Here is a 21,539-nt window from a genome sequence, read left to right as displayed (position 1 = left end):
ATGACCGCAGGGCCGGACATACGCCCGGCCCACGCCCCCTATACGTCCGGCAACGGTGCGTTCTCCATCGGCCTCAGGCCGCTGGGGGATGCGCCGTGGATCGAGCCGGACGGGGAGCTTGCGTTCTACCTTGCCGAGAAGCGGCGGCTGCTCGAGTTGGACCGCGACGAGGTGTGGGGCGCGGAGCGCGATACACTCCCATCCCAGTTCGAGATCCGCGATGCGCTGGCTACGCATCTCCTGTCACACCCTTCCGGCATCTGGACGCGTGAGGGCAATACCGTTTCCGCGACCCGCGACGGTGCCGTGCTGGGCGCGGTGGACATCCGGCCAGATGATCCGCACCCGCTGCTGAGCGCGGCACTTCTTGTGCAGGAAGACCTCTGCCTGATGCGGAAAGGCGAAGGCGGCTGGCGGCTCGCGGCCGGGTCTGTCAGCTTTGCGTCCTCATGGTCGTTTGCCGCCAAGTTCGGCCAGACGCTCGACGGGCTGCACGAGCCGGTTCCCGGCTACGCGGACCGGCTTGCGGTGCGCATGGCGCGCATCTTCGACAGCCTGCGCGCCGACGTGCCGGTCGTGCGGCTGAACTGGTCGCTCTACGGCGATGGCGAGCTTCGTCATCCCCATGTCCACGGGCCGATGCGGTTTGCACGCGATGCGCGCAGCGCAATCGACCCGGATGGGTTGTTCGTGCGCGTCGAGCGGCAGACGCTGACGAAGATGAGCGAAAGCGGCGACATCCTCTTCACGATCCGCATCCACCGCGATCCGATCTCGGCGTTTTCGAGCCATCCCGATCGGGCCCGGCTTGCGTCCGGCCTGCGCGCACAGGTGGCGGCGCTGGATAATGCCCAGCTTGCCTACAAGGGGCTGGTGAAGGACCGGGTGGCGATCGACGCGCTGCTTCAGAAAATGGCCGGTTGACCGCGCTGGGGATATTCCCGCCGCAATGTCCTGTGAGCATCGCGCAAGCAATGTTAACGTTGCGACAGGAACCAACCGGCTTCGCACCGGCATCTCCCGTGCGGGCCACGACATCTGAAGTGGGAAACCCATGCGCGCGATCATCCTCACACTTGCTGTGGTGCTGGCCAGCCACCTGCCATTGACGACCAGCGTTCTGGCCCAAACCAACACCGGGTCCGGCCAATCAGAGGGCGGCATGCCCGGCGGTGGCGGAAATCAGGGTGGCGGCACGCAAGGCGGCGGTACCCAGGGCGGCGGCGGAAGCCAAGGTGGCAACCAGGGTGGCGGCTCAGGCGAAAGCGAAGGTGGCCTGCCCGGTGGGGGCGGCAACCAGGGTGGCGGCAACCAGGGTGGTGGCAACCAAGGTGGTGGCAACCAGGGTGGTGGCGATCAAGGGCAGGGCGGCAGCGGGTCTGGCGGTGGGTCCGGTGGTGGTTCCGGCGAAAGCGAAGGCGGGATGCCCGGCGGTGGCGGCCAAGGTGGCGGTCAGGGCGGCGGACAAGGTGGTGGCCAGGGCGGCAGCGAAGGTGGCGGCGGACAGGCCGGCGGTGGCGGCCAGGGCAGCAGCGATCTCGTCTCGGCCGGCGATCCGCAGCGTCTCGTCAACCTCCTGCAGGGCCTCGGGTTCGAAGCCACGCTCGGACAGGACAAGGGCGGCGACCCGCTGATCGACGTGAAGGTCGGCCAGTCCGCGACGAAGATTTTCTTCTACGGCTGCCAGCAGGCGAGCAATTGCCGCGTGCTTCGGTTCTGGGCCGGATTTAATGTCGGCGGCAAGGGCAGCCCCGCGGCGATGGCGGCCTGGAACAAGGGCAAGCTGTTCGGCACGGCGTCACTCAACGATTCCTTTGACCCGACGATTGCGCTCAGCGTGAACATGACCGGCGGCGTCACCGAGCAGAACTTCGCCGACACGGTCGGCCTTTGGCAGACGTCGGTGACGCAGTTCATGGAGCACATCGATTTCTGATCCGCTGGCGGGTGCTGTGGCGTAACCTAGATATTCCGCAACGCTTGAAATCTCAGACGGGGTCGAAACGTGTCCAACGACCGTGAACGCAACAGGTTTGGCGCGCGCGTATCCCGCTATGCGCGTGTCGGCACCAATATCGGCGGCGTGGCGGCCAAGGCCGCTGGCGCGCGCCTTGTCGGTCGCGACCTGAACCGCGCCGACAGTGCGGCGTCGCTTGCCGCCGCGCTCGGCGGGCTGAAAGGCCCGATCATGAAGGTCGCCCAGCTTCTTGCGACTATTCCCGAAGCCCTGCCGGCGGAATACGCCACCGAGCTTGCCAAGCTGCAAAGCGACGCGCCGCCCATGGGCTGGGCCTTCGTGAAGCGCCGCATGGCGGCCGAACTGGGGCCGGACTGGCGCGAGAAATTCGCCGAGTTCGGGTCGAAGGCGGCAGCGTCGGCTTCGCTCGGCCAGGTGCATCGCGCGACCCTGCATGACGGGCAAGAGGTTGCCTGCAAGCTGCAATATCCCGACATGCAGTCGGCGGTGGAAGCCGACCTGAAGCAGCTCGACCTGCTGTTTGCGGTGCATCGGCGCATGGACCCGGCGGTCGATACGAGCGAGATCGCCAAGGAGATTGCCGCGCGCATCCGCGAGGAACTCGACTACCAGCGCGAGGCGCGCCACACAGCGCTCTACCGGCACATTCTCGCCGACAATCCCCGTGTGAGGGTGCCCGACGTCTTCGGTGAACTGAGCACCCGCCGCCTGCTGACCATGTCATGGCTCAGCGGCAAGCGCCTGCTGGACTACAAGGGCGACAGCCAGGAGGTTCGCAACGTGCTGGCGCGCGCCATGTTCGAGGCATGGTGGCACCCGTTCAGCCAGTACGGCGTGATCCACGGCGACCCGCATCTTGGCAACTACACGGCCTTCGAGGACGAGCCGGGGAAGCCCGGCGGCATCAACCTTCTCGACTACGGCTGCATCCGCATCTTCCGTCCGGAATTCGTGGAGGGCGTGATCGACCTTTATTTCGGATTGCTGGAGGACGACCAGGCGCGCATCGACCATGCCTATGAGGTCTGGGGTTTCCGGGGCCTGACGGCGGAACTGCGCGAAGTGCTGAACGTCTGGGCGCGGTTCATCTACGGGCCGCTGCTTGATGACCGGGTTCGCACCGTGGCAGACGGCGTGAAGCCGGGCGAGTATGGCCGCCGCGAGGCCTTCACCGTACACAAGCAGCTGAAGGAGAAGGGGCCGGTCACGATCCCGCAGGAATTCGTGTTCATGGACCGGGCGGCACTCGGCCTTGGCGGGGTGTTCATCCATCTCGATGCGGAAATGAACTTCTTCCGGATGTTCAACGAAGCGATTGCCGATTTCTCGCTGGACGGCCTGCGGGCGCGGCAAAGCGCGGCGCTGGAAGCCGTCGAACTGGAACGCCCCGACGCGGCCTGACGATGCGGCGCAGGGTCGCGCGCGCAGTGGCGCGCCGACGCATTGCCCAACCAAACCGCTTGGGCTAGAAGAAATCCGGAATCGGCGCTGCGAGACAGCGCATATCAGGATTTTGGGGGATAGCATGGCTGGCAGCGACCATACCGAAACCGCAATGGACTATGTCGAGCACGACCGGACCTACGAAGGGTTCCTCGAGTTCAGCAAGGTCGGGTCCATCGCCTGTCTGAACATTCTCGTGGCGCTGGTCTACGTGCATCTCGGCCACTGGATCCTCGGCCTGCTGATGGTCGCCGGCCTCGTCTTCACCGCCGTGATCGGCATCGCCTTCCGTCCGAAGGGCTACATGGTCGGCGTGGTGCAACTGGTGCTGGGCCTTATCCTTATGGCACTGATCGCCTGACACGCGGTCCGGGTGCAGCGTAACGCTGCGACCTTGAGAGACCATCTGACGAACAAGCAGACAAAGAAAAAGCCGGGGCAGATGCCCCGGCTTTTTTCGTTCGGCCTGACGTTCAAGAAAACCGGGTTTCCCCTGTCCAACGTGATCCTGGCGCAGGCGACTGGGTCATGCCCGTCAACCGGCGCTGACCAGCCGGAACGCGTGTCCCGGCCAGCAAATTCGATTGAGCCTAGCGGCCGCGTGCGCCGATGACGCCTTCGCGCTGTGCACGCTTGCGCGCCAGCTTGCGGGCGCGGCGAACGGCCTCGGCCTTTTCGCGAGCCTTCTTCTCGGAGGGCTTCTCGTAGTGGTCGCGCAGCTTCATCTCGCGGAAGACGCCTTCGCGCTGCAACTTCTTCTTCAGGGCGCGAAGCGCCTGATCCACGTTGTTGTCGCGGACAATAACCTGCACGTGCCGTACCTCTTCGTCGCATTGGCTGAGCGCGGCGGTGCGGACCATTTCGCCCGCCGGCAACCGATCATGATGTCTGCAGCTAGAACGCCAAAACGGGTGTTTCCGGAACCCGGAGCCCATCGTCTTGCCGAAATTTCGGGGGGTGGATATCAGAATCAGGCGGCGAAGTCCATTGCCTGCCGCCGAATTCTGGCCGATTGCACTCAGGTGCGTGCCGACAGCCGGTTGACGTGGCCCATCTTGCGACCCGCGCGGGTTTCCGCCTTGCCATAAAGATGCAGGCAGGCGCCGGTCTCGGCGGCAATTTGCTGCCACTGGTCGACATCCGCGCCGATCAGGTTGTGCATCACGACATCCGCATGCCGCGACGGGTCGCCCAGCGGCCAGCCGCAGACAGCGCGAATGTGCTGCTCGAACTGGCAGGTGGTGCAGGCATCCATCGTCCAGTGACCGGAATTGTGGACCCGCGGCGCGATCTCGTTGACGAGCAGGCGCGTTTCGTCGCCTTCGCGCACCGCGAACAGTTCCACGCCCATGACGCCGACATAATCGAGCGCATCCATTATGCCGCGGGCGATGGCCTGCGCTCTTTGGGTGTCGGCGTCGTTTAGCCCGGCCGGCACGGTGCTGGTATCGAGGATGCCGGAGCGGTGCACGTTGCGGGCCGGTTCGAAGGGCACGAAGCTGCCGTCGCTCGCGCGCGCCGCAACGACGGAAATCTCGTAGTCGAACGGAACGAGTGCTTCGAGGATCGCGGGCGCGCCGGCAAGTTCGCCATGTGCCTGCGTCAGCTCGTTTGTGCCGGCATTGCCCGACAGGCGCACCTGGCCCTTGCCGTCATAGCCGAAGCGGCGCGATTTCAGGATCGCATCGCCGAAGCCGCCGGACACCTCGCGTTCCAGCGCCAGCGCGTCGGGGATATCGGAAAAGCGCGCCACCTCGATGCCGAGTTCACGGATGAAATTTTTCTCCGTTACCCGGTCCTGCGCCACTTCCAGTGCGTTCGCACCCGGCGCCAGGCGCGTGCTTCCGGCCAGCAGGCGCGCTGCGGAGACGGGCACGTTCTCGAATTCGAATGTTGCGACGTCGACCTGGGCTGCAAACGCCGTCAGCGCGGCGTCGTCTTCATAGGCGGCGATCGTGGAGCGGGCCGCGACGGCGTGCGCAGGGCCGTTCGCGTCAGGACCGTAGACATGGACATTGAGACCCAGCCGTGCGGCGGCCAGCGCCAGCATCCGGCCAAGCTGGCCGTCGCCGAGAATGCCGATCCAGGACAGCGGTGCAGCGGGAGACGTCATGTCGTGGCGGGTTCGTCGACGGGGCGTTCGGCCACGCGCTCGGTCTGCGCGGCGCGCCACGCATCGAGCTTGTCGGCGACGGCCTTGTCGTTGAGCGCGATGACGGAGGCTGCAAGAAGCGCGGCGTTGACCGCGCCGGCGCGCCCGATTGCCAGCGTGCCGACCGGCACCCCCGCCGGCATCTGGACGATGGAATAGAGGCTGTCGAGGCCGGACATGGTGCGCGACTCGACCGGCACACCGAAGACCGGCAGCGGCGTCATGGCGGCGGCCATGCCGGGGAGGTGGGCCGCACCGCCCGCGCCGGCGATGATGACCTTGAAGCCATCGTCGCGCGCCGAAGTTGCGAAATCGACCAGCCGATGCGGTGTGCGGTGCGCGGAGACAATGCGTGCATCGTGGGCGATCCCCAGTGCATCGAGCGTATCTGCGGCATGTTTCATCGTGGACCAGTCGGACTGGCTGCCCATGATGATCGCGACCTGTGGAGAATTTTCTCCCATAACGGCTTTCCTGACGGTCTTTGGTGTGAAGTCGAATGCGGAAAGCGGCGGATTATATGCGGGCGCGGCGGGCCTGCAAGAATACAGTTGCCGAATTCTCACGCGCTCGCCGACAATTGCCACGGACGGCTTGGTGTCATGGTAAAGACTGGCACCCTATATCGTTGCGGAAACGTGGCGCGCGCCGCCGCAGCAAGGAAGTTCATGTCAGGCTACGAAGAAGACCGCGAGGCCGAGATTCGTCGGCTGAAGCTGCAGTTGAGCGCGGCGCAGCAGAAGATCGACCTGCTCGAGGCGCGTGCCAACGAGGATGCCCTGCTGGGGATTCTCAACCGACGCGGGCTGGAGGAGAACCTCCGGCGGGCCATCGCCTTTTCCGACCGCTACAAGATGGTCGCGGCGATGATCTACGCCGATGTCGACAACTTCAAAGCCATCAATGACACCTACGGCCACGATGCGGGCGACCTTGCGCTGCGCCACCTGGTTTCGGTCCTGCACGCCAACACGCGCGGCAGCGACATGGTGGGTCGCGTCGGCGGCGACGAGTTCGTGATCCTGCTGTGGAACGCGACGACGGAGATCGCAGAAAGCAAGGCGCGCGCATTGTCCGCCATGCTGGCGCGCCGCCCGATCATCATCGACGGGCAGCGGGTCCATGTCGGCATCTCGTGCGGCGTGTCGGAACTGCACGGCAAGGACACGGCCCAGCAGGCGCTAGCCCGCGCCGACCGCGCGATGTACCAGTCGAAGAAATCCCGCAAGAAGGCGTTGACCAACGCCTGACCCATGCCGGCTTGAGACAGCGCGTGCGACCTGACGATCAGGCGATGATGTCGGGCGTCAACTGGTCTTCCAGGTGGGAAATGCGGTCCTTGATGAAGAGCTTGCGCTTCTTCAGACGCTGAATCTGAAGGCGCTCGAACGGCCGGGTTTCCTCGATGGCGTTGATCGCCGAATCAAGGTCGCGATGTTCCTCGCGCAAACTCGCCAGCTCGCTGCGCAAGCTGGCTTCATCGGCCTGCCCCATACTCAAAACGCCTGTTTTGCCGCAATTTCGCGCGAATTATCCAATTGTTGGCAGGATAATTCAAGGGTTTTGAACCTGTAATCACAGGAGAGGAAAAGTGACGCTGGTGGAGTTCGACAGGCCTGAAAACTTGTGAGACACTTTATGCGTCAAACTAGATGGAGGTAGCTATAGATGAGCCTCGCCGCACATCTCGACGAATTGGTCGAAAAGCATCGCGTTCTAGAACAGACCCTCGAAACAGAAAGGCAAAGGCCGTACGCCGACGATCTTCAGATCGCCGCGCTGAAGAAGCGTAAACTGCATTTGAAAGACGAGATCAATCGCCTCCGCGGCGATGAGGCCGGCCTTTCGCTTCACTGAAGTCGCCACGAGTTCCAATGACAGGCAGCGCCAGCTGCCAATCGCGCTGACGGCGGGTTTCGCCGTCAGCGCTCCCTATGATTCGTTGTCCTGACCCGGCCATTCGCCACGCCCGCACGCGGCGTCGGCACACGGGCGGCTGGTGCATTTGCCCCCGTCAGGCTCGCCCCGGTCAGTCGACCTCTTTCGCCATGTCGCGCAGCTTGAATTTTTGAATCTTTCCGGTCGAGGTCTTCGGCAGTTCGGTGAAGACCACGTAGCGCGGGCACTTGTAGTGCGCGAGGCGCTCGCGCGTCCACGCGATCAGTTCATCAGCCGTCAGGCTCGCGCCCGATGCCAGTTCCACGAAGGCGCACGGGGTTTCGCCCCACTTGTCGTCCGGCTTGGCGACGACCGCTGCCGAGGCGACGGACGGGTGCTTGTAGAGCGTGTCCTCGACCTCGATGGAGGAGATGTTCTCGCCGCCGGAAATGATGATGTCCTTGGAGCGGTCCTTCAGCTGGATGTAGCCGTCCGGGTGCATCACGCCGAGGTCGCCGGAATGGAACCACCCGCCGGCGAAGGCGGCCTCCGTGGCTTCCTTGTTCTTCAGGTAGCCCTTCATCACCACGTTGCCCTGGAACATGGATTCGCCCATGGTTTCGCCGTCGGCGGGCACATGCTCCATGGTTTCGGGGTCGATGATGGAGAGTGCTTCAAGCGCGGCATAGCGCACGCCCTGGCGTGCCTTCTTGACCGCGCGCTGAGCCCCGTCGAGTTCGTCCCACTCCTGCTTCCAGTCGTTGACGACCGCCGGACCGTAGGATTCCGTTAGTCCGTAGAGATGGGTCACGTTGAAGCCGGCATCGGCCATCTTCGCCAGAACCGATTCCGGCGGCGGGGCGGCGGCGGTGAAGAATTCCACCGTGTGGTCGAGGTCGCGCTTTTCGGCGTCCGGTGTCGACAGGATCGTCGACATGACGATGGGCGCGCCGCACAGATGCGTCACCTTGCTGTCGGCAAGCGCGTCCCAGATCGGCTTCTGGCGCACCCAGCGCAGGCAGACATGGGTTCCGGCGACGACCGAGAGCGTCCACGGGAAGCACCAGCCGTTGCAGTGGAACATCGGCAGCGTCCACAGGTAGACCGGGTGCTTGCCCATCGAGCCGGTGATGACATTGCCCTGCGCCAGCAGGTAGGCGCCGCGATGATGGTAGACGACGCCCTTCGGGTTGCCCGTTGTTCCGGAGGTGTAGTTCAGCGAAATGGCGTTCCACTCGTCTTCTGGCATATGCCATTCGTAGTCCGGGTCGCCTTCGGCGAGGAACGCCTCGTAGTCGATCTCGCCGAGCTTCTCCCCGTCCTGCGGAAATTCCGGGTCGTCATAGTCGATGACAAGCGGCTTCACCTTTGCCAGCGACAGCGCCTCCTTCACCGTGGGCGCGAATTCACGGTCGGTGATGAGGATCTTCGTGTCGGCATGGTCGAGCGTGAAGGCAATGACGGTGGCATCGAGGCGGGTGTTGAGCGTGTTGATGACGCCGCCCGTCATGGGCACGCCGTAGTGCGCCTCCAGCATCGGCGGGGTGTTGGCGAGCATGACCGAAACCGTGTCGCCCTTGCCGATGCCACGCCTGGCCAGCGCCGAGCCGAGCCTTCGGGCGCGGCCATAGAACGTCGCATAGTCCGTCGTCTGGTTGCCGTGGACGATCGCGGTGTGCGCGGGGAAGACCTTGGCCGAGCGCTCCAGGAAGGTGAGCGGCGTCAGCGGCTGGTAGTTCGCCGGTGTCTTGGGCAGGTCGATCTCGTACCAGTTGGGATCGGCGGGCATGGCGTTGTCTTCTCCCCGTGGCCGTCTTGTTTGCGGGCATCAAGACAAATTGCCCCGGTAGACGCAAGCGGACGTTGGTCGCAACGGCGCTGCGCGTCAGACCAGGGCGGCGATCCCGTCCCAAAGCATCTTCGCGCCGACGATCAGCACGCAGGCATAGGTCAGCCGGTAGAACGGCTCCTTGGGGATGATGTTGAGGATGCGCACGCCGAACAGCACGGTCAGCGGCGCAAGCGGGCTGAGCACCAGCGATGCCAGCAGCGTCTGCTGCGTGATTTGTCCAAGCGCGATGTAGGGGACCAGCTTCGACAGGTTGATGGTGGAGAAGAACATCACGCTGGTTGCAACCAGCATGCGCGGCTCGAAGCGCAGCGGCAGCGTGTACATCTGGAAGGGCACGCCGCCGGAATGGCTGACGAAGCTGGTGAAGCCCGCGACCGTCGCCCAGAACCGGGCCTTCCACGCATTGTGCGGTTTCGGCTCCTTCACCTCGCGCCCGCCAAGCCAATATTTCATCGCAAAGGAAATGGCGATGACGCCAATGATCAGCCGGACATGCGCGTCGGTGACATAGGCCGCGGTCATCCAACCGATGCCGACGCCGAATAGGCCTGCGGGGAGCGTGTAGATCAGCGTGCGGCGGTCGAACTCGCGGCGGAAGGTGAGGATCGCGGTGGCGTCCATCGCGATGATGATCGGCAGCATGATGGCGGCTGCCTGAAGCGGCGGGACGCTCAGCGCGATCAGCGGGACGGTGGGAATGGCGAGAGCCGCGCCGAGCCCGGCCTTGGACAGCCCGAACAGGATCACTGCGGGAATCGCGACGGCGAAGAACCAGGGATCACTCAGCATGGAAGCAGAAACGCGCGTCGGCCCCTTGCGGGCAGCACTATCGTGCGGGCTGCGCCTCGACCATCGAAACGAAGGACCGGGTCCATGACTGTTGCTGGTTCCATCTTGCTACGGGGCCACAGGCCCACCAGACGGCCAGCGTGATCACCCAACCGATATAGGCGTCCACTGCGTAGTGCCATCCGAGATGGATGGAGCCAAGGAAAATCAGCGCCGCGAAGACGCTGAGCGCGATCCCTGCGATGCGATGCAGATGCCAGCCGGCCAGCGCGAAGAGAAGCGCGCTGCCATTGTGCATGCTCGGCATGGCCGAGATGCCGGCAATAACGTTCTGCTGGCCGGTATGGGCGTCCCAAAGCAAGCGCTGGGTGTCAAGCGCCCACAGCTTCCACGTTGCGTCCGCGCTCTGGAGATAGGCCATCAGCGGGGCGTACGGGTCCGGCGATAGCCCGATCGAGGAATAGTAAGCCGGACCGGCGGACGACAGGGCGACGGCGGCGATGCCGCCACCGATGGCCCATGAACCGATGAAGGTCAGGAAGAACCGCATCCGCAGGACAGAAGGTGCCGGCTGGAACGCCAGGAACACCCACAAGCACCACATCACCATGAACCAGAGATTGTAGTTCACGTTGAGCAGGAAGGTGACGAACGGGAACCCGAGGACCGGTTGCAGCCATTCCCACGGCAACGAGCCGAAGTGCAGCCAGCGGTCCAGCGTGTCGAAGGTTTGATCCCAGGCAAACGGTTGGATGACAGGAATGTTGTACTTGAGCTGATTGAAGGCCTCCATGAAGAAGCTGAGGCCGACGACAAGCGGGAGTCCGGACGCGAGCCTCGCGGGATTTGTGAAGAACGCCCGCAAGTCCGCGGCCAGCGCAGGCAGCGGATGCTTCGGCCTGACATGAAGGGCTATGTGGAAGAAGCGAATGACAGTGACGGCCAGCAAAAGTGTCGGAAGCGTCATCATGACGAATGCGATGGCGAAGCTGGCGAAGTCGACGTTGCGCGGTTCATCCAGGGTCAGGATGAAGCCGTGGACGGCGAACCAGGCGAGCGCGGTGAGACCCAGCGGCAGCAGGTGGGCGCGCAGGCCTGCCAGCAGGAGCGCGCCGAACTTCTGGCGTTCGGGCGAAACCGCGTCGAAAGTCGCTATTGTCATCTGGTGCCGCCTTGGAGTTCAAAGCGCAGGAAAACCGCCGCTTTTGCCGTGTGGTGACAATAGGCACCGGCACTTTAAGATGGCGTGAATCGGGGCCGGGAGGGCGCTGGCAATGGCGCGCAAATGCGGACCCTTCGACAGGAGGATGACGTGATGGCGGGTGCTTACGAGACAGCATACGAGCGCTGGCAGAACGATCCGGAAGGCTTCTGGGCGGAGGCGGCCGAGAGCCTCGACTGGGACAAGCCGTGGGACAAGGTCTTCGACCCCGAGCAGGGCGCCTATGGCCGTTGGTTTGCCGGTGCGAAATGCAACACCGCACACAACTGCCTCGACCGACACGTGAACAACGGGCGCGGCGATGCGCTGGCGATGATCTACGACAGCCCGATGACGGGTAGCGTGGAGACATTCACCTTCGCGGAACTGACGGACAAGGTCGCGACGCTGGCCGCCGTGCTCTCCGACAAGGGCATAAAGGTCGGCGACCGCGTCATCATCTACATGCCGATGATCCCGGAAGCGGTCATGGCGATGCTCGCCTGCGCCCGCATCGGTGCGATCCATTCGGTCGTCTTCGGCGGGTTCGCGGCCAAAGAGCTTGCGACACGGCTAGAAGATTCCAAGCCCACTGCGATCCTCGCGGCGTCTTGCGGTCTGGAGCCTGGGCGTGTCGTTTCCTACAAGCCGCTGCTCGACGAGGCGATCGACATTTCCGCGCACAAGCCGGACACGGTAATCGTGCTCCAGCGCGAGCAAGCGCAGGCCGATCTGCAGGCCCCGCGCGACCACGACTGGGCGGACCTCGTCGCCGAGGCCGTGGCGCAGGGGCGCAAGGCCGACTGCGTTCCGGTGGATGCGACCGACCCGCTGTACATCCTCTACACCTCCGGCACGACCGGGCAGCCCAAGGGCGTGGTGCGCGACAATGGCGGGCACATGGTCGCGCTCAACTGGTCGATGTCGAACATCTACGCCATGGCGCCGGGTGACGTGTTCTGGGCCGCCTCGGACGTGGGTTGGGTCGTGGGGCATTCCTACATCGTCTATGCCCCGCTGCTGGCGGGCTGCACCACGGTCCTGTTCGAGGGCAAGCCGGTGGGCACGCCGGACGCCGGGACCTTCTGGCGGGTGATCGCCGACCATGACGTGAAGGCGCTGTTCACCGCGCCGACCGCGTTTCGCGCCATCAAGAAGGAAGATCCGAAGGGCGAATACCTGGCGAAATACGACACCAGCGGCCTGCAGGCGCTGTTCCTGGCCGGCGAGCGCGCCGACCCGGACACGGTGAAGTGGGCCGAGGACATGCTCAAGGTTCCGGTGATCGATCACTGGTGGCAGACGGAGACGGCGTGGGCGATTGCCGCCAACCCGATGGGCCTTGAACTGCTGCCGATCAAGCACGGCTCGCCCTCGGTGCCGATGCCCGGCTACGACGTGCAGATACTCGACGAGGCGCACAAGCCGGTGCCGGCGGGCAAGATGGGCGCGATCTGCGTGAAACTGCCGCTGCCGCCTGGATGCTTCCCGACGCTGTGGCAGGCGGACGAGCGCTTCAAGTCGAGCTACCTGAAGGATTTCCCCGGCTACTACATGACGGCGGATGCCGGCTACACGGACGAGGACGGCTACCTTTACATCATGGCCCGCACCGACGATATCATCAACGTCGCCGGCCACCGGCTCTCCACCGGTGGCATGGAGGAGGTTCTGGCGAGCCACCCGGACGTTGCCGAATGCGCGGTCGTGGGGATCGCCGACCAGCTTAAGGGCCAGGTGCCCTGCGGTTTTATCGTGTTGAAGAAGGGCGTCGACCGCCCTGTGGAGGAGATCGAGAAGGAGGTCGTCGGCCTCGTGCGCCAGAAGATCGGCCCCGTCGCGGCGTTCAAGCTGGCGATCACCGTCGGGCGGCTTCCGAAGACGCGCTCGGGCAAGATCCTGCGCGCCACCATGCGCTCGATTGCCGACGGGCAGGACTTCAAGATGCCCGCCACGATCGACGACCCGGCCATCCTCGATGAAATTTCCGACGCATTGAAAGAACGCGGATACGCAAGCGCCTGACAATCAGTTAGCCTCCCGCCAAACACACGACAGCCGGCGGGAGGTTTTCCATGGCTTTGAAAGGCAAGTGCGCCATCGTCACGGGCGCGGCACAGGGCATCGGTCGCGCGGTGGCGGAGCGGTTCGCGCGCGACGGGGCGCGCGTCGTCATCGCAGACGTTGACGACGAGGCCGCCGAGACGGCCGCCGCCGATATCGTGAAGGCCGGCGGGGAAGCGCGCGCGGTCAAGTGCGATGTCGCCTCGCGCCTCGACATTCGCAACCTCGTCACCCGCACGCTGAACTGGTTCGACGAGATCGACGTGCTGGTCAACAATGCCGGCATCAGCCACTCGGCGGACTTCCTGGAAATCGAGGACGAGGACTTCGACCGTGTGCTGGCGGTGAACCTGCGCGGGTCGTTCCTCGCGGGGCAGGCCGTTGCACGGCAGATGGTCAAGCAGGTGGAGGCGGGCGGAGAGCCGGGTGCCATCGTCAACATGAGCTCGGTCAACGCGGTCTTCGCGCTGGCCAACCAGGTGCCCTACTCGATTTCCAAGGGCGGCATCAGCCAGCTGACGAAGGTGATGGCGCTGTCGCTTGCCCCGCACGGCATCCGGGTGAATGCCATCGGGCCGGGCTCGATCATGACGGAGATGCTGGAAAAGGTGGTCTGGTCGGACCCCGCGGCGCGGGCCAAGGTGCTGTCGCGCACGCCCATGGGCCGTGTCGGCGAACCGCGCGAGATCGCGTCCGTCGCCGCGTTCCTGGCAAGCACCGAGGCAAGCTACATCACCGGCCAGACGATCTATGCCGATGGTGGGCGGCTGCCGCTCAACTACACGGTCGAGCCGAACGACGAGTGAGCCGCGAGGCGCGGCTCACCCTTTTGGGCGTCAGGAATTGCTGTCGTCTTCGTTGTCGTCGGAGGCATCGCCACCGGTCATGCCGCGCAGCTTGGCAAGCACGGTTTCCGGGTTGAGCTCCTCGTCCTCGGCGACCGGCGCGGTGGTTTCCTCGGCGGACAGCAGACGTGCACCGGCTTCCTCGGGCGAGGGCTGGGGCATGCTTGCAGCCGCGCGCTGGACTTCGTGGTCGAGGTCAAGCTGAGAGCAAAGGCCAAGCGAGACCGGGTCAGTCGGCGTCAGGTTGGCCGCATTCCAGTGGGTGCGTTCGCGGATCGCGTGGATCGTCGTCTTGGTGGTGCCGACGAGGCGCATGATCTGCGCGTCCTTCAGCTCGGGATGATTGCGCACCAGCCAAAGGATCGCGTTCGGGCGATCCTGGCGGCGCGAGACAGGCGTGTAGCGCGGGCCACGGCGCTTGGACTGCGGCAGGATGACCTTCGGCGCGGAGAGCTTCAGCTTGTGCTTGGGGTCCTTCTCGCCGGTAGCGATCTCGTCGCGCGTCAGCTGGCCGGTCTGCACCGGATCCAGGCCCTTGATGCCCTTTTCGGCCTCGTCGTCGGCGATCGCCTTCACTTCCAGCTCATGCAGGCCGCAAAACTGCGCGATCTGGCGAAAGGTGAGGGCGGTGTTGTCGACAAGCCAGACAGCCGTCGCCTTGGGCATCAGAAGCTCGGTAGCCATAACAATCTCCTCTGTGCGCCACCGGCCTCTTGAGAGGTGGCGCGACCGGCCCGCTCGGGGGCACGCGTCGTAGAATTTAGGGAATGGCAGGCTTATACGGCAGAATCGCAGTCACGCAAAGAAATTTGGTGAACGCGCGGTGCGGTGCCGACCGGCAGCCGGTTTCGTCTCGCTCGCGGTGCGCTATATCGCGCTGAACCGACAACGCCAGACGACAAGGGAGTGGCATCATGGATGCAGATGAACCCCGCAAGAAGACGACGGCCCACGAAATCGGGTCCGATCTATCCCCGCTATCCATCGACGAGCTGCGCGAGCGCGTCGGCCTCCTGCAGGGCGAGATCGACCGGCTGGAACGGGAGGTCGAGGCCAAGACCGGCCAGAAGGCGGCGGCTGCGGCGATTTTCAAGACGTGAGAAATTGAGCGGAAGCATTAAGGTTGCTGATTTCTCACCACGTTAACCATTTGTTAAATCGTTCGCAGTAACTTTGCGTTATCCAGTCTTCTGGATCGTGAGTGGCTCCTGTCCACTCTGTTTGACGCCTCCCTGTTAACTCTTTGAGCCGCCTTTTTGGCGGCTCTTTTGTTTTTTGCGCGACAAAAGACGCTCAAGTCGTCAATATCCGGCCATCAGCTTCCGGCCGGGCGCCACAAGACTTAACAAAGCCCATCAAAAATGCCGGACACGTGTGACCCGAGGGAAAAGCCCTTCGGGAACCATGAGGACAGCCGCACGCCAATGCGTGTACAGGGGGCTGTCCGCAAACAGTAACGCGTTAGATAGAGACGGGCATGGCGAATTCCAAAGACACAGAAACGCAGCACGAGCCGGTTGGCGGGCCGATTTCCTTCGGTCGAAAGGCCCTGTCATCGGAAGCATTCCTCTCGCTGTTCCGCGAGGGCATGTCGCTGCTGGAAGAGACGGCGGACTACCTCGACGGGCCGGGGCGCGATGACTCGCGCGACCTGTCACGCATCGGGTCGCTGTCCTACGCGGCCGAGAGCATGAAGCTGACGACGCGGCTGATGCAGATGGCCTCATGGCTGCTGCTGCACCGCGCCGTCAACGAAGGCGAGATGACCCAGAAGCAGGCCGCGCGCGAAAAGTCCAAGGTCAAGCTCCAGGATCTCGGCGGCGAAGAGTCCTCGTCGGGCTTCGACGAGCTGCCCGAGGCGCTGCGCGAACTGATCGCGCGCTCGGTGCGCCTGCAGGACCGCATCCACAATCTCGACAAGCAGATCTACGAGCCGACCGAGCCGGCCGAGGCGCGGGCCAACCCGCTGTCGGACCAGCTCGACATGCTGAGCGCGGCACTGGGCGCAACACGGCAGCGCGACTAGGCGCTGCTTGGCCACCCCAAGGGCGGCTCGGAAAATTCAGACAATAAAAACCCCGGTCAGAGCGCCGGGGTTTTTCTTGGTCTTGTCGGTGTGCCGATCAGCCGAGGAAGTCGAACTTCTTCTTGAAGCGGCTGACGCGACCGCCACGGTCGATCAGGTGCTGGCTGCCGCCGGTCCACGCCGGATGCGTGTTCGGGTCGATGTCGAGCTGCAGCGACTGGCCCTCTTCGCCATAGGTCGAGCGGGTCTCGAACTCGGTGCCGTCGGTCATCACAACCTTGATGGTGTGATACTCGGGATGAAGGTCCTTTTTCATCGCGCATGATCCATTGCGTATCGGCCTTGCGCGCATTCCCGCGCGCCGGGCATATGCCGGCAGGCCTTGTTGAGAAGTCGGGCGTCTATACAGCAGCTCCCTTTGCGAGACAACCCCGCCACCCCACAAGCCAGGGCCTGCCTGCGACAAATCCTGCGCTTGCGGCATCATGGCTCGTTATGCACATTGCCGCCCGGTCCGCGACACGCGCGATCCAACGAAACGAGACGCGGAAAGCGAGGGCATGGCGAGGCGCAAGAAGACAGACGCAGTGGCGGCAGAGGCCACGGACAATCAGCGGGACATGCGTCCGCTGGGCACGCTCGCGCCATATGTCCTGCGCTACAAGGTGCGCTTCGTGCTGGCGGTGCTGGCGCTGGTGACCGCGGCGCTCGCAACGCTCGCGCTGCCGATCGCCGTGCGCCGGATGATTGACTTCGGTTTCGGTGACGAGCGCTCCGGCCTCATCGACCTCTATTTCTTCGTGCTGCTCGGCGTGGTGGGCGTCCTGGCGCTGGCCAGTGCCTCGCGGTTCTATCTCGTCACCTGGCTGGGCGAGCGGGTCGTCTCCGACCTGCGCAGCGATGTCTTCCGCCACCTGACGTCTCTTTCGCCGGCCTTCTTCGACAAGGCCCACAGCGGCGAGATGATGTCGCGGCTCACCGCCGATGCCACGCAGATCAAGGCTGCGGTCGGCGCGTCCATGTCGATTGCGCTGCGAAACCTCGTGCTGGGCCTTGGCGCGGCAACCATGATGGTCGTCACCAGCCCGCGGCTGTCGGCATACGTGCTGATCGTCATTCCCGTCATCGTGCTGCCGTTGGTGGCGTTCGGGCGCTCGGTGCGCCGTCGCTCGCGGCTGGCGCAGGACACACTTGCCGATGCCAGCGCCTTCGCCTCAGAACAGATCGGGTCGGTGCGCATCATGCAGGCCTTCTCGGCGGAGGGCACGATTGCCGACAAGTTCGCAGCAGCCGTGGAGCGCGCGTTTGCGGCGGCCCGCGCGTCGATGGCAGCGCGCGCACTGTTGACGGCGGTCGCGCTGTTTCTCGTCTTCGGCAGCATCGTGCTGGTGTTGTGGGCGGGTGCGCACCAGGTTCTTAACGGCACCATGACGCCGGGCCGGTTGGGCCAGTTCGTGCTCTATTCGGCTTTCACCGCCGGTGCGCTGGGCGAACTGAGCCAGGTGTGGGGCGAGGTGCAGCTTGCAGCCGGCGCAGCCGACAGGCTGAGCGAGCTTTTGAAGACCAAGCCGGTGATCGTCGCGCCGGAAGAGCCGGCCTCGCTGCCGGTGCCCGTCGTCGGCGCGCTGTCGTTCGAGCGGGTGCGCTTTTCCTATCCCGCGCGGCCTGACCAGCTTGTTCTCAACGGGGTCAATTTCTCGGTCGCGCCGGGCGAGCGGGTGGCGCTTGTCGGCCCGTCGGGAGCCGGCAAGAGCACCGTCCTGCAACTCATCATGCGCTACTATGATCCCTCCACCGGGGTTATCTCGCTCGACCGCACGGATATCTCCGAACTCGATCCGAAGGTACTGCGCGAGGAAATCGCGCTGGTGCCGCAGGACCCGGTGGTGTTTGCGACAAGCGTTCGCGAGAACATCGCCTACGGGCAGGAGAAGGCGAGTTTCGATGCCATCAAGCGGGCGGCGCGACTGGCCCGGGCGGACGGGTTCGTCACGGCGCTGGGCGAGGGCTACGACACGCCGCTTGGCGAACGCGGCATCACGCTTTCAGGCGGGCAGCGCCAGCGCATCGCGATTGCACGCGCGATCCTGAAGAACGCGCCGATCCTGCTGCTGGATGAAGCGACAAGCTCGCTGGATGCTGAGTCCGAGCGGCTCGTCAACGAGGCCCTCACCGAGTTGATGCGCAACCGCACGACCATCGTCATCGCCCACCGCCTCGCGACGGTGCTGAACTGCGACCGCATCCTCGTGCTGGACCAGGGGCGGATCGTCGAGTCCGGCACCCACAAGGACCTCCTGGCGCAAGGTGGGCTCTACGCGCGGCTGGCGGAGCTTCAGTTCAACATCGCCTGAGCCGAACGCCACGCGTCCTTAAGCCGATCAGCGCTCGGTCAGCTTCAGCTCGATGCGGCGGTTCTGCGCGTAGGCCTCGTCGTTTTCCTCGTTGACGATCGGCTGGAACTCGCCGAAGCCCGCCGCGAGAAGATGCGTCGGGTCGACACCCTGGCTCACGAGATACTGCACGACCTGAATGGCGCGGGCCGCCGACAGTTCCCAGTTGGAGCGGAACCGCCCACCGGTGCCCAGCGGACGCACGTCGGTGTGGCCATCCACACGCAGCACCCAGTTGATCTCGTCGGGGATATCGCGCTCCAGCTCCTGAAGCGCACCGGCAAGCTTGTTCAGCTCGGTGCGCCCGGCCGGGTTGATATCTTCTGAACCCGACGAGAACAGCACTTCCGACTGGAACACGAAGCGGTCACCCACCACGCGGATGTCGGAGCGCTGGGAGAGGATTTCGCGCAACCGACCGAAGAAGTCGGAGCGGTAGCGCGCCAGTTCCTGGACCCGCTGGGCAAGCGCCACATTCAGCCGCTTGCCGAGATTGGCGATCTTGCTCTGGCTTTCGCGGTCGCGCTGCTCGGAGGCTTCAAGGGCAGCTTCAAGCGCGCCAAGCTGGCGGCGCAGGGCGGCGATCTGCTGGTTCAGCAATTCGACCTGCGCCATCGCGCGCTGGCTGACTTCCTTCTCGCCGGCAACGGCCTCGCGCAGCTTGTCGATCGTCGCGTTGGCATCGGAGCCGGCCCCGGCGCGTTCATCGAGCAGGCCGGCGAGGCGGTCGCTTTCGCCTTCGGCCGCGGCAAGGCTGTCGGTCAGGCTCGCCAGCTGCGATTCCAGCGAGCGCTTGTCGGAGCGTTCCAGCGCAAGCAGTTCGGTCAGTTCGGCGATCTGGCTGTTGAGACGGTTCAGCAGCGTGTCGCGGCCGGAGATTTCCTGGCTCAGGAAGAACTGCGACAGCATGAAGACCGACAGCAGGAAGATGATGACCAGCAGCAGCGTGGACAGGGCGTCCACGAAGGAAGGCCAGTAGTCGATGCGCCGGGTGCTGCCCCGACGAGCGCCGATTGCGGGCATTACCTGCTCCCCATCTTCTCGATCAGCTTGCGCAGGTCTTCCTGCTGCTTGTGCTGGTTGGAGAGCATGTCCTTGACGGTGGCCTGCTCGGAGCGGATGTGCTGGACGAGGCCCTGTATGCCTTCGGCGAGGTCGGCGAAGGCCTGTGTCTGGGCGCGGCCGGCTTCACCGCCGCCGCCGCCTCCCGTCACCGGGCCTGCCTCGGAGATGATGCGCGCCAGCCTGTCGATGCTGCGCTGGACCTCGGCCCCGACTGCCGGAGCTGCGGCCGCCGCAGGTGCGGCGCCCTTGGCGGGGGCTTCGCCGCTGGAGACGTCGGTGACAGTGGAGAGCCAGTCTTCCACGTCGGTGTAGAAGCGGTTCTGCGCCTGGCTTGCCTGCAGGTCGAGGAAGCCCAGCACCAGCGAGCCGGCCAGACCGAACAGCGAGGACGAGAACGCCGTGCCCATGCCGCTCAGCGGGGCGGCGAGGCCGGATTTCAGGTCCTCGAAGATAACGCCGGCGTCACCCGTGCCGACATTGAGCTGCTGGATCGTCGCGCCGACCGCGCCGACCGTCTGCAGCAGGCCCCAGAAGGTGCCGAGCAGGCCGAGGAAGACGAGCAGGCCGGTCATGTAGCGGGAAATCTCGTGGGATTCTTCAAGCCGCATGGCCAGCGAATCGAGCAGCGAGCGCATGACCTGGGTGGTGATCGCCATCCGCCCGATGCGGTCGCGCAGCATGGAGGCCATCGGCGCCAGCAGGACCGGCGGCTTGTCGAAGGCGATGCCGGGGTCGGCGAGGCGGAAGTTGTTGACCCAGTGCACTTCGCGGAACAGGCGCATCACCTGCCGGAAGCACATCAGCGTGCCGATGAAGAGCACGCCGAGAATGAGGCCGTTGAGGCCGGGGTTGGACAGGAATGCCGCCAAGATCTGCGGCGAGAGGATCAGTGCGACGAAGCCTGCAATGATGAGGAAAACCACCATGCGCACGAGGTAGACGCGTGGCGTGGCCACCTTGCCGGTATCCACGTGGGCTGCTTCCGGCTCGAACAGGTCGGCGTCCGTGAGCGCGCCCTTGGCGCGCCTGAAAAAGGACGGGCGCCGGGGCAGCCTATAATCTGAGTGACTTGATGAGCTCATTGTGGACCTCCGGATTCGCCGCAACTACGTCGCCTGATTTCAGGCTGGTGTCCCGATTTCGCCAGTCGGTGACATAGCCGCCGGCCTCGCGAACGAGTGCCATGCCGCCGGCAATATCCCAGGCGCTCAGGCCTTTCTCGACAAAGCCATCGAAACGTCCCGCGGCGACCCATGCAAGGTCGAGAGCCGCCGAACCGGTCCGCCGCACGCCCTGCACACGCTCCATGAGCTTGCGCTGGGTGTCGAGCCATTCTGCGTGGTCGCCACGGCCCAGGTGGGGAATCCCGAGGGTCACGACGCAATCGTCAAGCTTGCGACGGGCTGCAACGCGCAGCCGCCGCTCGTTCAGATAGGCGCCCTTGCCGCGCTCGGCTGCGAAAAGTTCATCCGACACCGGGTTGTAGACGATGCCGGCGACGATCTCGCCGTCGCGTTCAAGGCCGACCGAAATGGCAAATAACGGAATGGAATGGAGAAAGTTTGTCGTTCCATCCAACGGGTCGACAATCCAGCGGTGCTGGGGGTCCTTGCCCTTCACCTCGCCGCCTTCCTCAAGCAGGAAGCCGTAGTCGGGGCGGGCCTTTTCCAGTTCGCGGCGCAGCGTGCGCTCGGCGCGCATGTCGGCGTTGGTCACGAAGTCGGACACGCCCTTGCGCGAAACCTGGAGGTTCTCGACTTCACCGAAATCGCGCACGAGACCGCGCGCGGCCTTGCGCACCGCGGCAGTCATCACGTTCATCAAAGCGGTCTTGATCACGTCAGGCGTCCTGC

23 protein-coding genes are annotated in these 21,539 nt (G+C 64.7%); 11 read left to right on the top strand and 12 right to left on the bottom strand.

Annotation, left to right across the window (positions count from 1 at the left end; translation table 11 throughout):
- The 4 genes from ACKTEK_RS12335 to ACKTEK_RS12320 all read left to right on the top strand — a co-directional run bounded on the left by ACKTEK_RS12335 (position 1) and on the right by ACKTEK_RS12320 (position 3,782).
- Entirely contained in the window at positions 1–924 is a 924-nt protein-coding gene (locus ACKTEK_RS12335) for a heme-dependent oxidative N-demethylase family protein (RefSeq protein ID WP_409165597.1), read from the top strand.
- 130 nt (positions 925–1,054) lie between these two features.
- On the top strand, positions 1,055–1,936 hold the full coding sequence (locus ACKTEK_RS12330) for a YbjN domain-containing protein (protein ID WP_409165596.1): 882 nt from the start codon (positions 1,055–1,057) through the stop codon (positions 1,934–1,936).
- A 69-nt stretch (positions 1,937–2,005) separates the two neighbouring features.
- A complete protein-coding gene (locus ACKTEK_RS12325) occupies positions 2,006–3,379 on the top strand; it encodes an ABC1 kinase family protein (protein WP_409165595.1) in 1,374 nt (457 codons plus the stop codon).
- Between the two features lie 124 nt (positions 3,380–3,503).
- Positions 3,504–3,782: an aa3-type cytochrome c oxidase subunit IV gene (locus ACKTEK_RS12320; protein WP_409165594.1), complete on the top strand. Its 279-nt coding sequence runs from the start codon at positions 3,504–3,506 to the stop codon at positions 3,780–3,782.
- Between the two features lie 229 nt (positions 3,783–4,011).
- On the opposite strand, the gene rpsU is transcribed toward ACKTEK_RS12320, so the two are convergent.
- The 3 genes from rpsU to purE all read right to left on the bottom strand — a co-directional run bounded on the left by rpsU (position 4,012) and on the right by purE (position 6,037).
- Positions 4,012–4,233 (bottom strand): 30S ribosomal protein S21, encoded by a 222-nt coding sequence (rpsU, locus tag ACKTEK_RS12315; protein ID WP_409165593.1) that lies wholly within the window; start codon positions 4,231–4,233, stop codon positions 4,012–4,014.
- Positions 4,234–4,439: 206 nt separating this feature from the next.
- Entirely contained in the window at positions 4,440–5,534 is a 1,095-nt protein-coding gene (locus ACKTEK_RS12310) for a 5-(carboxyamino)imidazole ribonucleotide synthase (protein ID WP_409165592.1), read from the bottom strand.
- The gene (gene purE, locus ACKTEK_RS12305) at positions 5,531–6,037 is read right to left on the bottom strand and encodes a 5-(carboxyamino)imidazole ribonucleotide mutase (RefSeq protein WP_409165591.1); all 507 of its coding nucleotides are present in this window, start codon (positions 6,035–6,037) and stop codon (positions 5,531–5,533) included. Before purE ends, ACKTEK_RS12310 begins: the two co-directional genes overlap by 4 nt.
- Positions 6,038–6,241: 204 nt before the next feature.
- Between purE and ACKTEK_RS12300 the strand changes: the two genes are divergently transcribed.
- Complete coding sequence (locus tag ACKTEK_RS12300; RefSeq protein ID WP_409165590.1) at positions 6,242–6,823, top strand: GGDEF domain-containing protein; 582 nt, start codon at positions 6,242–6,244, stop codon at positions 6,821–6,823.
- A gap of 37 nt (positions 6,824–6,860) precedes the next feature.
- Here ACKTEK_RS12300 and ACKTEK_RS12295 read toward each other — a convergent pair whose 3' ends face one another.
- Positions 6,861–7,067 carry a YdcH family protein gene (locus ACKTEK_RS12295; protein WP_409165589.1) on the bottom strand — a complete coding sequence of 69 codons (207 nt, stop codon included), beginning with the start codon at positions 7,065–7,067 and terminating at the stop codon, positions 6,861–6,863.
- Positions 7,068–7,241: 174 nt separating this feature from the next.
- On the opposite strand from ACKTEK_RS12295, the gene ACKTEK_RS12290 reads away from it, so the two are divergent.
- The gene (locus tag ACKTEK_RS12290; RefSeq protein ID WP_409165588.1) at positions 7,242–7,430 is read left to right on the top strand and encodes a YdcH family protein; all 189 of its coding nucleotides are present in this window, start codon (positions 7,242–7,244) and stop codon (positions 7,428–7,430) included.
- 172 nt (positions 7,431–7,602) lie between these two features.
- Here the strand turns inward: ACKTEK_RS12290 and ACKTEK_RS12285 are convergent, their stop codons facing one another.
- The 3 genes from ACKTEK_RS12285 to ACKTEK_RS12275 form a co-directional block, all read right to left on the bottom strand.
- Positions 7,603–9,240, bottom strand: a complete 1,638-nt coding sequence (locus ACKTEK_RS12285) for an acyl-CoA synthetase (RefSeq protein WP_409165587.1) — start codon at positions 9,238–9,240, stop codon at positions 7,603–7,605.
- A gap of 96 nt (positions 9,241–9,336) precedes the next feature.
- The gene (locus ACKTEK_RS12280; protein ID WP_409165586.1) at positions 9,337–10,092 is read right to left on the bottom strand and encodes a sulfite exporter TauE/SafE family protein; all 756 of its coding nucleotides are present in this window, start codon (positions 10,090–10,092) and stop codon (positions 9,337–9,339) included.
- A 37-nt stretch (positions 10,093–10,129) separates the two neighbouring features.
- Positions 10,130–11,254 (bottom strand): phosphatase PAP2 family protein, encoded by a 1,125-nt coding sequence (locus tag ACKTEK_RS12275; RefSeq protein WP_409165585.1) that lies wholly within the window; start codon positions 11,252–11,254, stop codon positions 10,130–10,132.
- Positions 11,255–11,407: 153 nt separating this feature from the next.
- Here ACKTEK_RS12275 and ACKTEK_RS12270 point away from each other — a divergent pair, with 153 nt between their 5' ends.
- Both ACKTEK_RS12270 and ACKTEK_RS12265 read left to right on the top strand, forming a co-directional pair.
- Positions 11,408–13,318 (top strand): propionyl-CoA synthetase, encoded by a 1,911-nt coding sequence (locus ACKTEK_RS12270; protein WP_409165584.1) that lies wholly within the window; start codon positions 11,408–11,410, stop codon positions 13,316–13,318.
- A gap of 50 nt (positions 13,319–13,368) precedes the next feature.
- Positions 13,369–14,163: an SDR family NAD(P)-dependent oxidoreductase gene (locus ACKTEK_RS12265; protein WP_409165583.1), complete on the top strand. Its 795-nt coding sequence runs from the start codon at positions 13,369–13,371 to the stop codon at positions 14,161–14,163.
- A gap of 30 nt (positions 14,164–14,193) precedes the next feature.
- Here the strand turns inward: ACKTEK_RS12265 and ACKTEK_RS12260 are convergent, their stop codons facing one another.
- Positions 14,194–14,886 carry a DUF1013 domain-containing protein gene (locus ACKTEK_RS12260; protein ID WP_409165582.1) on the bottom strand — a complete coding sequence of 231 codons (693 nt, stop codon included), beginning with the start codon at positions 14,884–14,886 and terminating at the stop codon, positions 14,194–14,196.
- Positions 14,887–15,116: 230 nt separating this feature from the next.
- Between ACKTEK_RS12260 and ACKTEK_RS12255 the strand changes: the two genes are divergently transcribed.
- Complete coding sequence (locus tag ACKTEK_RS12255; RefSeq protein WP_409165581.1) at positions 15,117–15,302, top strand: DUF1192 domain-containing protein; 186 nt, start codon at positions 15,117–15,119, stop codon at positions 15,300–15,302.
- Between the two features lie 377 nt (positions 15,303–15,679).
- A complete protein-coding gene (locus ACKTEK_RS12250; protein WP_409165580.1) occupies positions 15,680–16,228 on the top strand; it encodes a DUF1465 family protein in 549 nt (182 codons plus the stop codon).
- A gap of 97 nt (positions 16,229–16,325) precedes the next feature.
- On the opposite strand, the gene rpmE is transcribed toward ACKTEK_RS12250, so the two are convergent.
- Entirely contained in the window at positions 16,326–16,544 is a 219-nt protein-coding gene (gene rpmE, locus ACKTEK_RS12245) for a 50S ribosomal protein L31 (RefSeq protein ID WP_409165579.1), read from the bottom strand.
- A 244-nt stretch (positions 16,545–16,788) separates the two neighbouring features.
- Here rpmE and ACKTEK_RS12240 point away from each other — a divergent pair, with 244 nt between their 5' ends.
- Positions 16,789–18,582, top strand: coding sequence for an ABC transporter transmembrane domain-containing protein (locus tag ACKTEK_RS12240; protein ID WP_409165578.1), 1,794 nt, complete (start codon positions 16,789–16,791; stop codon positions 18,580–18,582).
- 27 nt (positions 18,583–18,609) lie between these two features.
- Here ACKTEK_RS12240 and ACKTEK_RS12235 read toward each other — a convergent pair whose 3' ends face one another.
- The 3 genes from ACKTEK_RS12235 to ACKTEK_RS12225 form a co-directional block, all read right to left on the bottom strand.
- Positions 18,610–19,644, bottom strand: a complete 1,035-nt coding sequence (locus ACKTEK_RS12235) for a peptidoglycan -binding protein (RefSeq protein ID WP_409165577.1) — start codon at positions 19,642–19,644, stop codon at positions 18,610–18,612.
- Positions 19,644–20,612: a flagellar motor protein MotA gene (locus ACKTEK_RS12230; RefSeq protein WP_409166153.1), complete on the bottom strand. Its 969-nt coding sequence runs from the start codon at positions 20,610–20,612 to the stop codon at positions 19,644–19,646. Before ACKTEK_RS12230 ends, ACKTEK_RS12235 begins: the two co-directional genes overlap by 1 nt.
- 127 nt (positions 20,613–20,739) lie before the next feature.
- A complete protein-coding gene (locus tag ACKTEK_RS12225) occupies positions 20,740–21,525 on the bottom strand; it encodes an inositol monophosphatase family protein (protein ID WP_409165576.1) in 786 nt (261 codons plus the stop codon).
- Between the last annotated feature and the right edge of the window lie 14 nt (positions 21,526–21,539).

Origin of the sequence: Tepidamorphus sp. 3E244 (genome assembly GCF_046159835.1) — a bacterium.
GTDB lineage: Bacteria > Pseudomonadota > Alphaproteobacteria > Rhizobiales > Tepidamorphaceae > JACKJK01.
This window is presented reverse-complemented; position numbering and strand designations above follow the sequence as displayed.

Bases quoted from the DNA above. Each gene is read 5' to 3' on its own strand.
- ACKTEK_RS12310 (WP_409165592.1), bottom strand. From the start codon at position 5,534: ATGACGTCTCCCGCTGCACCGCTGTCCTGGATCGGCATTCTCGGCGAC.
- ACKTEK_RS12290 (WP_409165588.1), top strand. From the start codon at position 7,242: ATGAGCCTCGCCGCACATCTCGACGAATTGGTCGAAAAGCATCGCGTT.
- ACKTEK_RS12280 (WP_409165586.1), bottom strand. From the start codon at position 10,092: ATGCTGAGTGATCCCTGGTTCTTCGCCGTCGCGATTCCCGCAGTGATC.
- ACKTEK_RS12295 (WP_409165589.1), bottom strand. From the start codon at position 7,067: ATGGGGCAGGCCGATGAAGCCAGCTTGCGCAGCGAGCTGGCGAGTTTG.
- ACKTEK_RS12250 (WP_409165580.1), top strand. From the start codon at position 15,680: ATGGCGAATTCCAAAGACACAGAAACGCAGCACGAGCCGGTTGGCGGG.
- ACKTEK_RS12230 (WP_409166153.1), bottom strand. From the start codon at position 20,612: ATGGTGGTTTTCCTCATCATTGCAGGCTTCGTCGCACTGATCCTCTCG.
- ACKTEK_RS12300 (WP_409165590.1), top strand. From the start codon at position 6,242: ATGTCAGGCTACGAAGAAGACCGCGAGGCCGAGATTCGTCGGCTGAAG.
- purE (WP_409165591.1), bottom strand. From the start codon at position 6,037: ATGGGAGAAAATTCTCCACAGGTCGCGATCATCATGGGCAGCCAGTCC.
- ACKTEK_RS12285 (WP_409165587.1), bottom strand. From the start codon at position 9,240: ATGCCCGCCGATCCCAACTGGTACGAGATCGACCTGCCCAAGACACCG.
- ACKTEK_RS12330 (WP_409165596.1), top strand. From the start codon at position 1,055: ATGCGCGCGATCATCCTCACACTTGCTGTGGTGCTGGCCAGCCACCTG.
- ACKTEK_RS12255 (WP_409165581.1), top strand. From the start codon at position 15,117: ATGGATGCAGATGAACCCCGCAAGAAGACGACGGCCCACGAAATCGGG.
- ACKTEK_RS12270 (WP_409165584.1), top strand. From the start codon at position 11,408: ATGGCGGGTGCTTACGAGACAGCATACGAGCGCTGGCAGAACGATCCG.
- ACKTEK_RS12335 (WP_409165597.1), top strand. From the start codon at position 1: ATGACCGCAGGGCCGGACATACGCCCGGCCCACGCCCCCTATACGTCC.
- ACKTEK_RS12265 (WP_409165583.1), top strand. From the start codon at position 13,369: ATGGCTTTGAAAGGCAAGTGCGCCATCGTCACGGGCGCGGCACAGGGC.
- ACKTEK_RS12275 (WP_409165585.1), bottom strand. From the start codon at position 11,254: ATGACAATAGCGACTTTCGACGCGGTTTCGCCCGAACGCCAGAAGTTC.
- rpmE (WP_409165579.1), bottom strand. From the start codon at position 16,544: ATGAAAAAGGACCTTCATCCCGAGTATCACACCATCAAGGTTGTGATG.
- ACKTEK_RS12260 (WP_409165582.1), bottom strand. From the start codon at position 14,886: ATGGCTACCGAGCTTCTGATGCCCAAGGCGACGGCTGTCTGGCTTGTC.
- ACKTEK_RS12235 (WP_409165577.1), bottom strand. From the start codon at position 19,644: ATGCCCGCAATCGGCGCTCGTCGGGGCAGCACCCGGCGCATCGACTAC.
- ACKTEK_RS12240 (WP_409165578.1), top strand. From the start codon at position 16,789: ATGGCGAGGCGCAAGAAGACAGACGCAGTGGCGGCAGAGGCCACGGAC.
- ACKTEK_RS12320 (WP_409165594.1), top strand. From the start codon at position 3,504: ATGGCTGGCAGCGACCATACCGAAACCGCAATGGACTATGTCGAGCAC.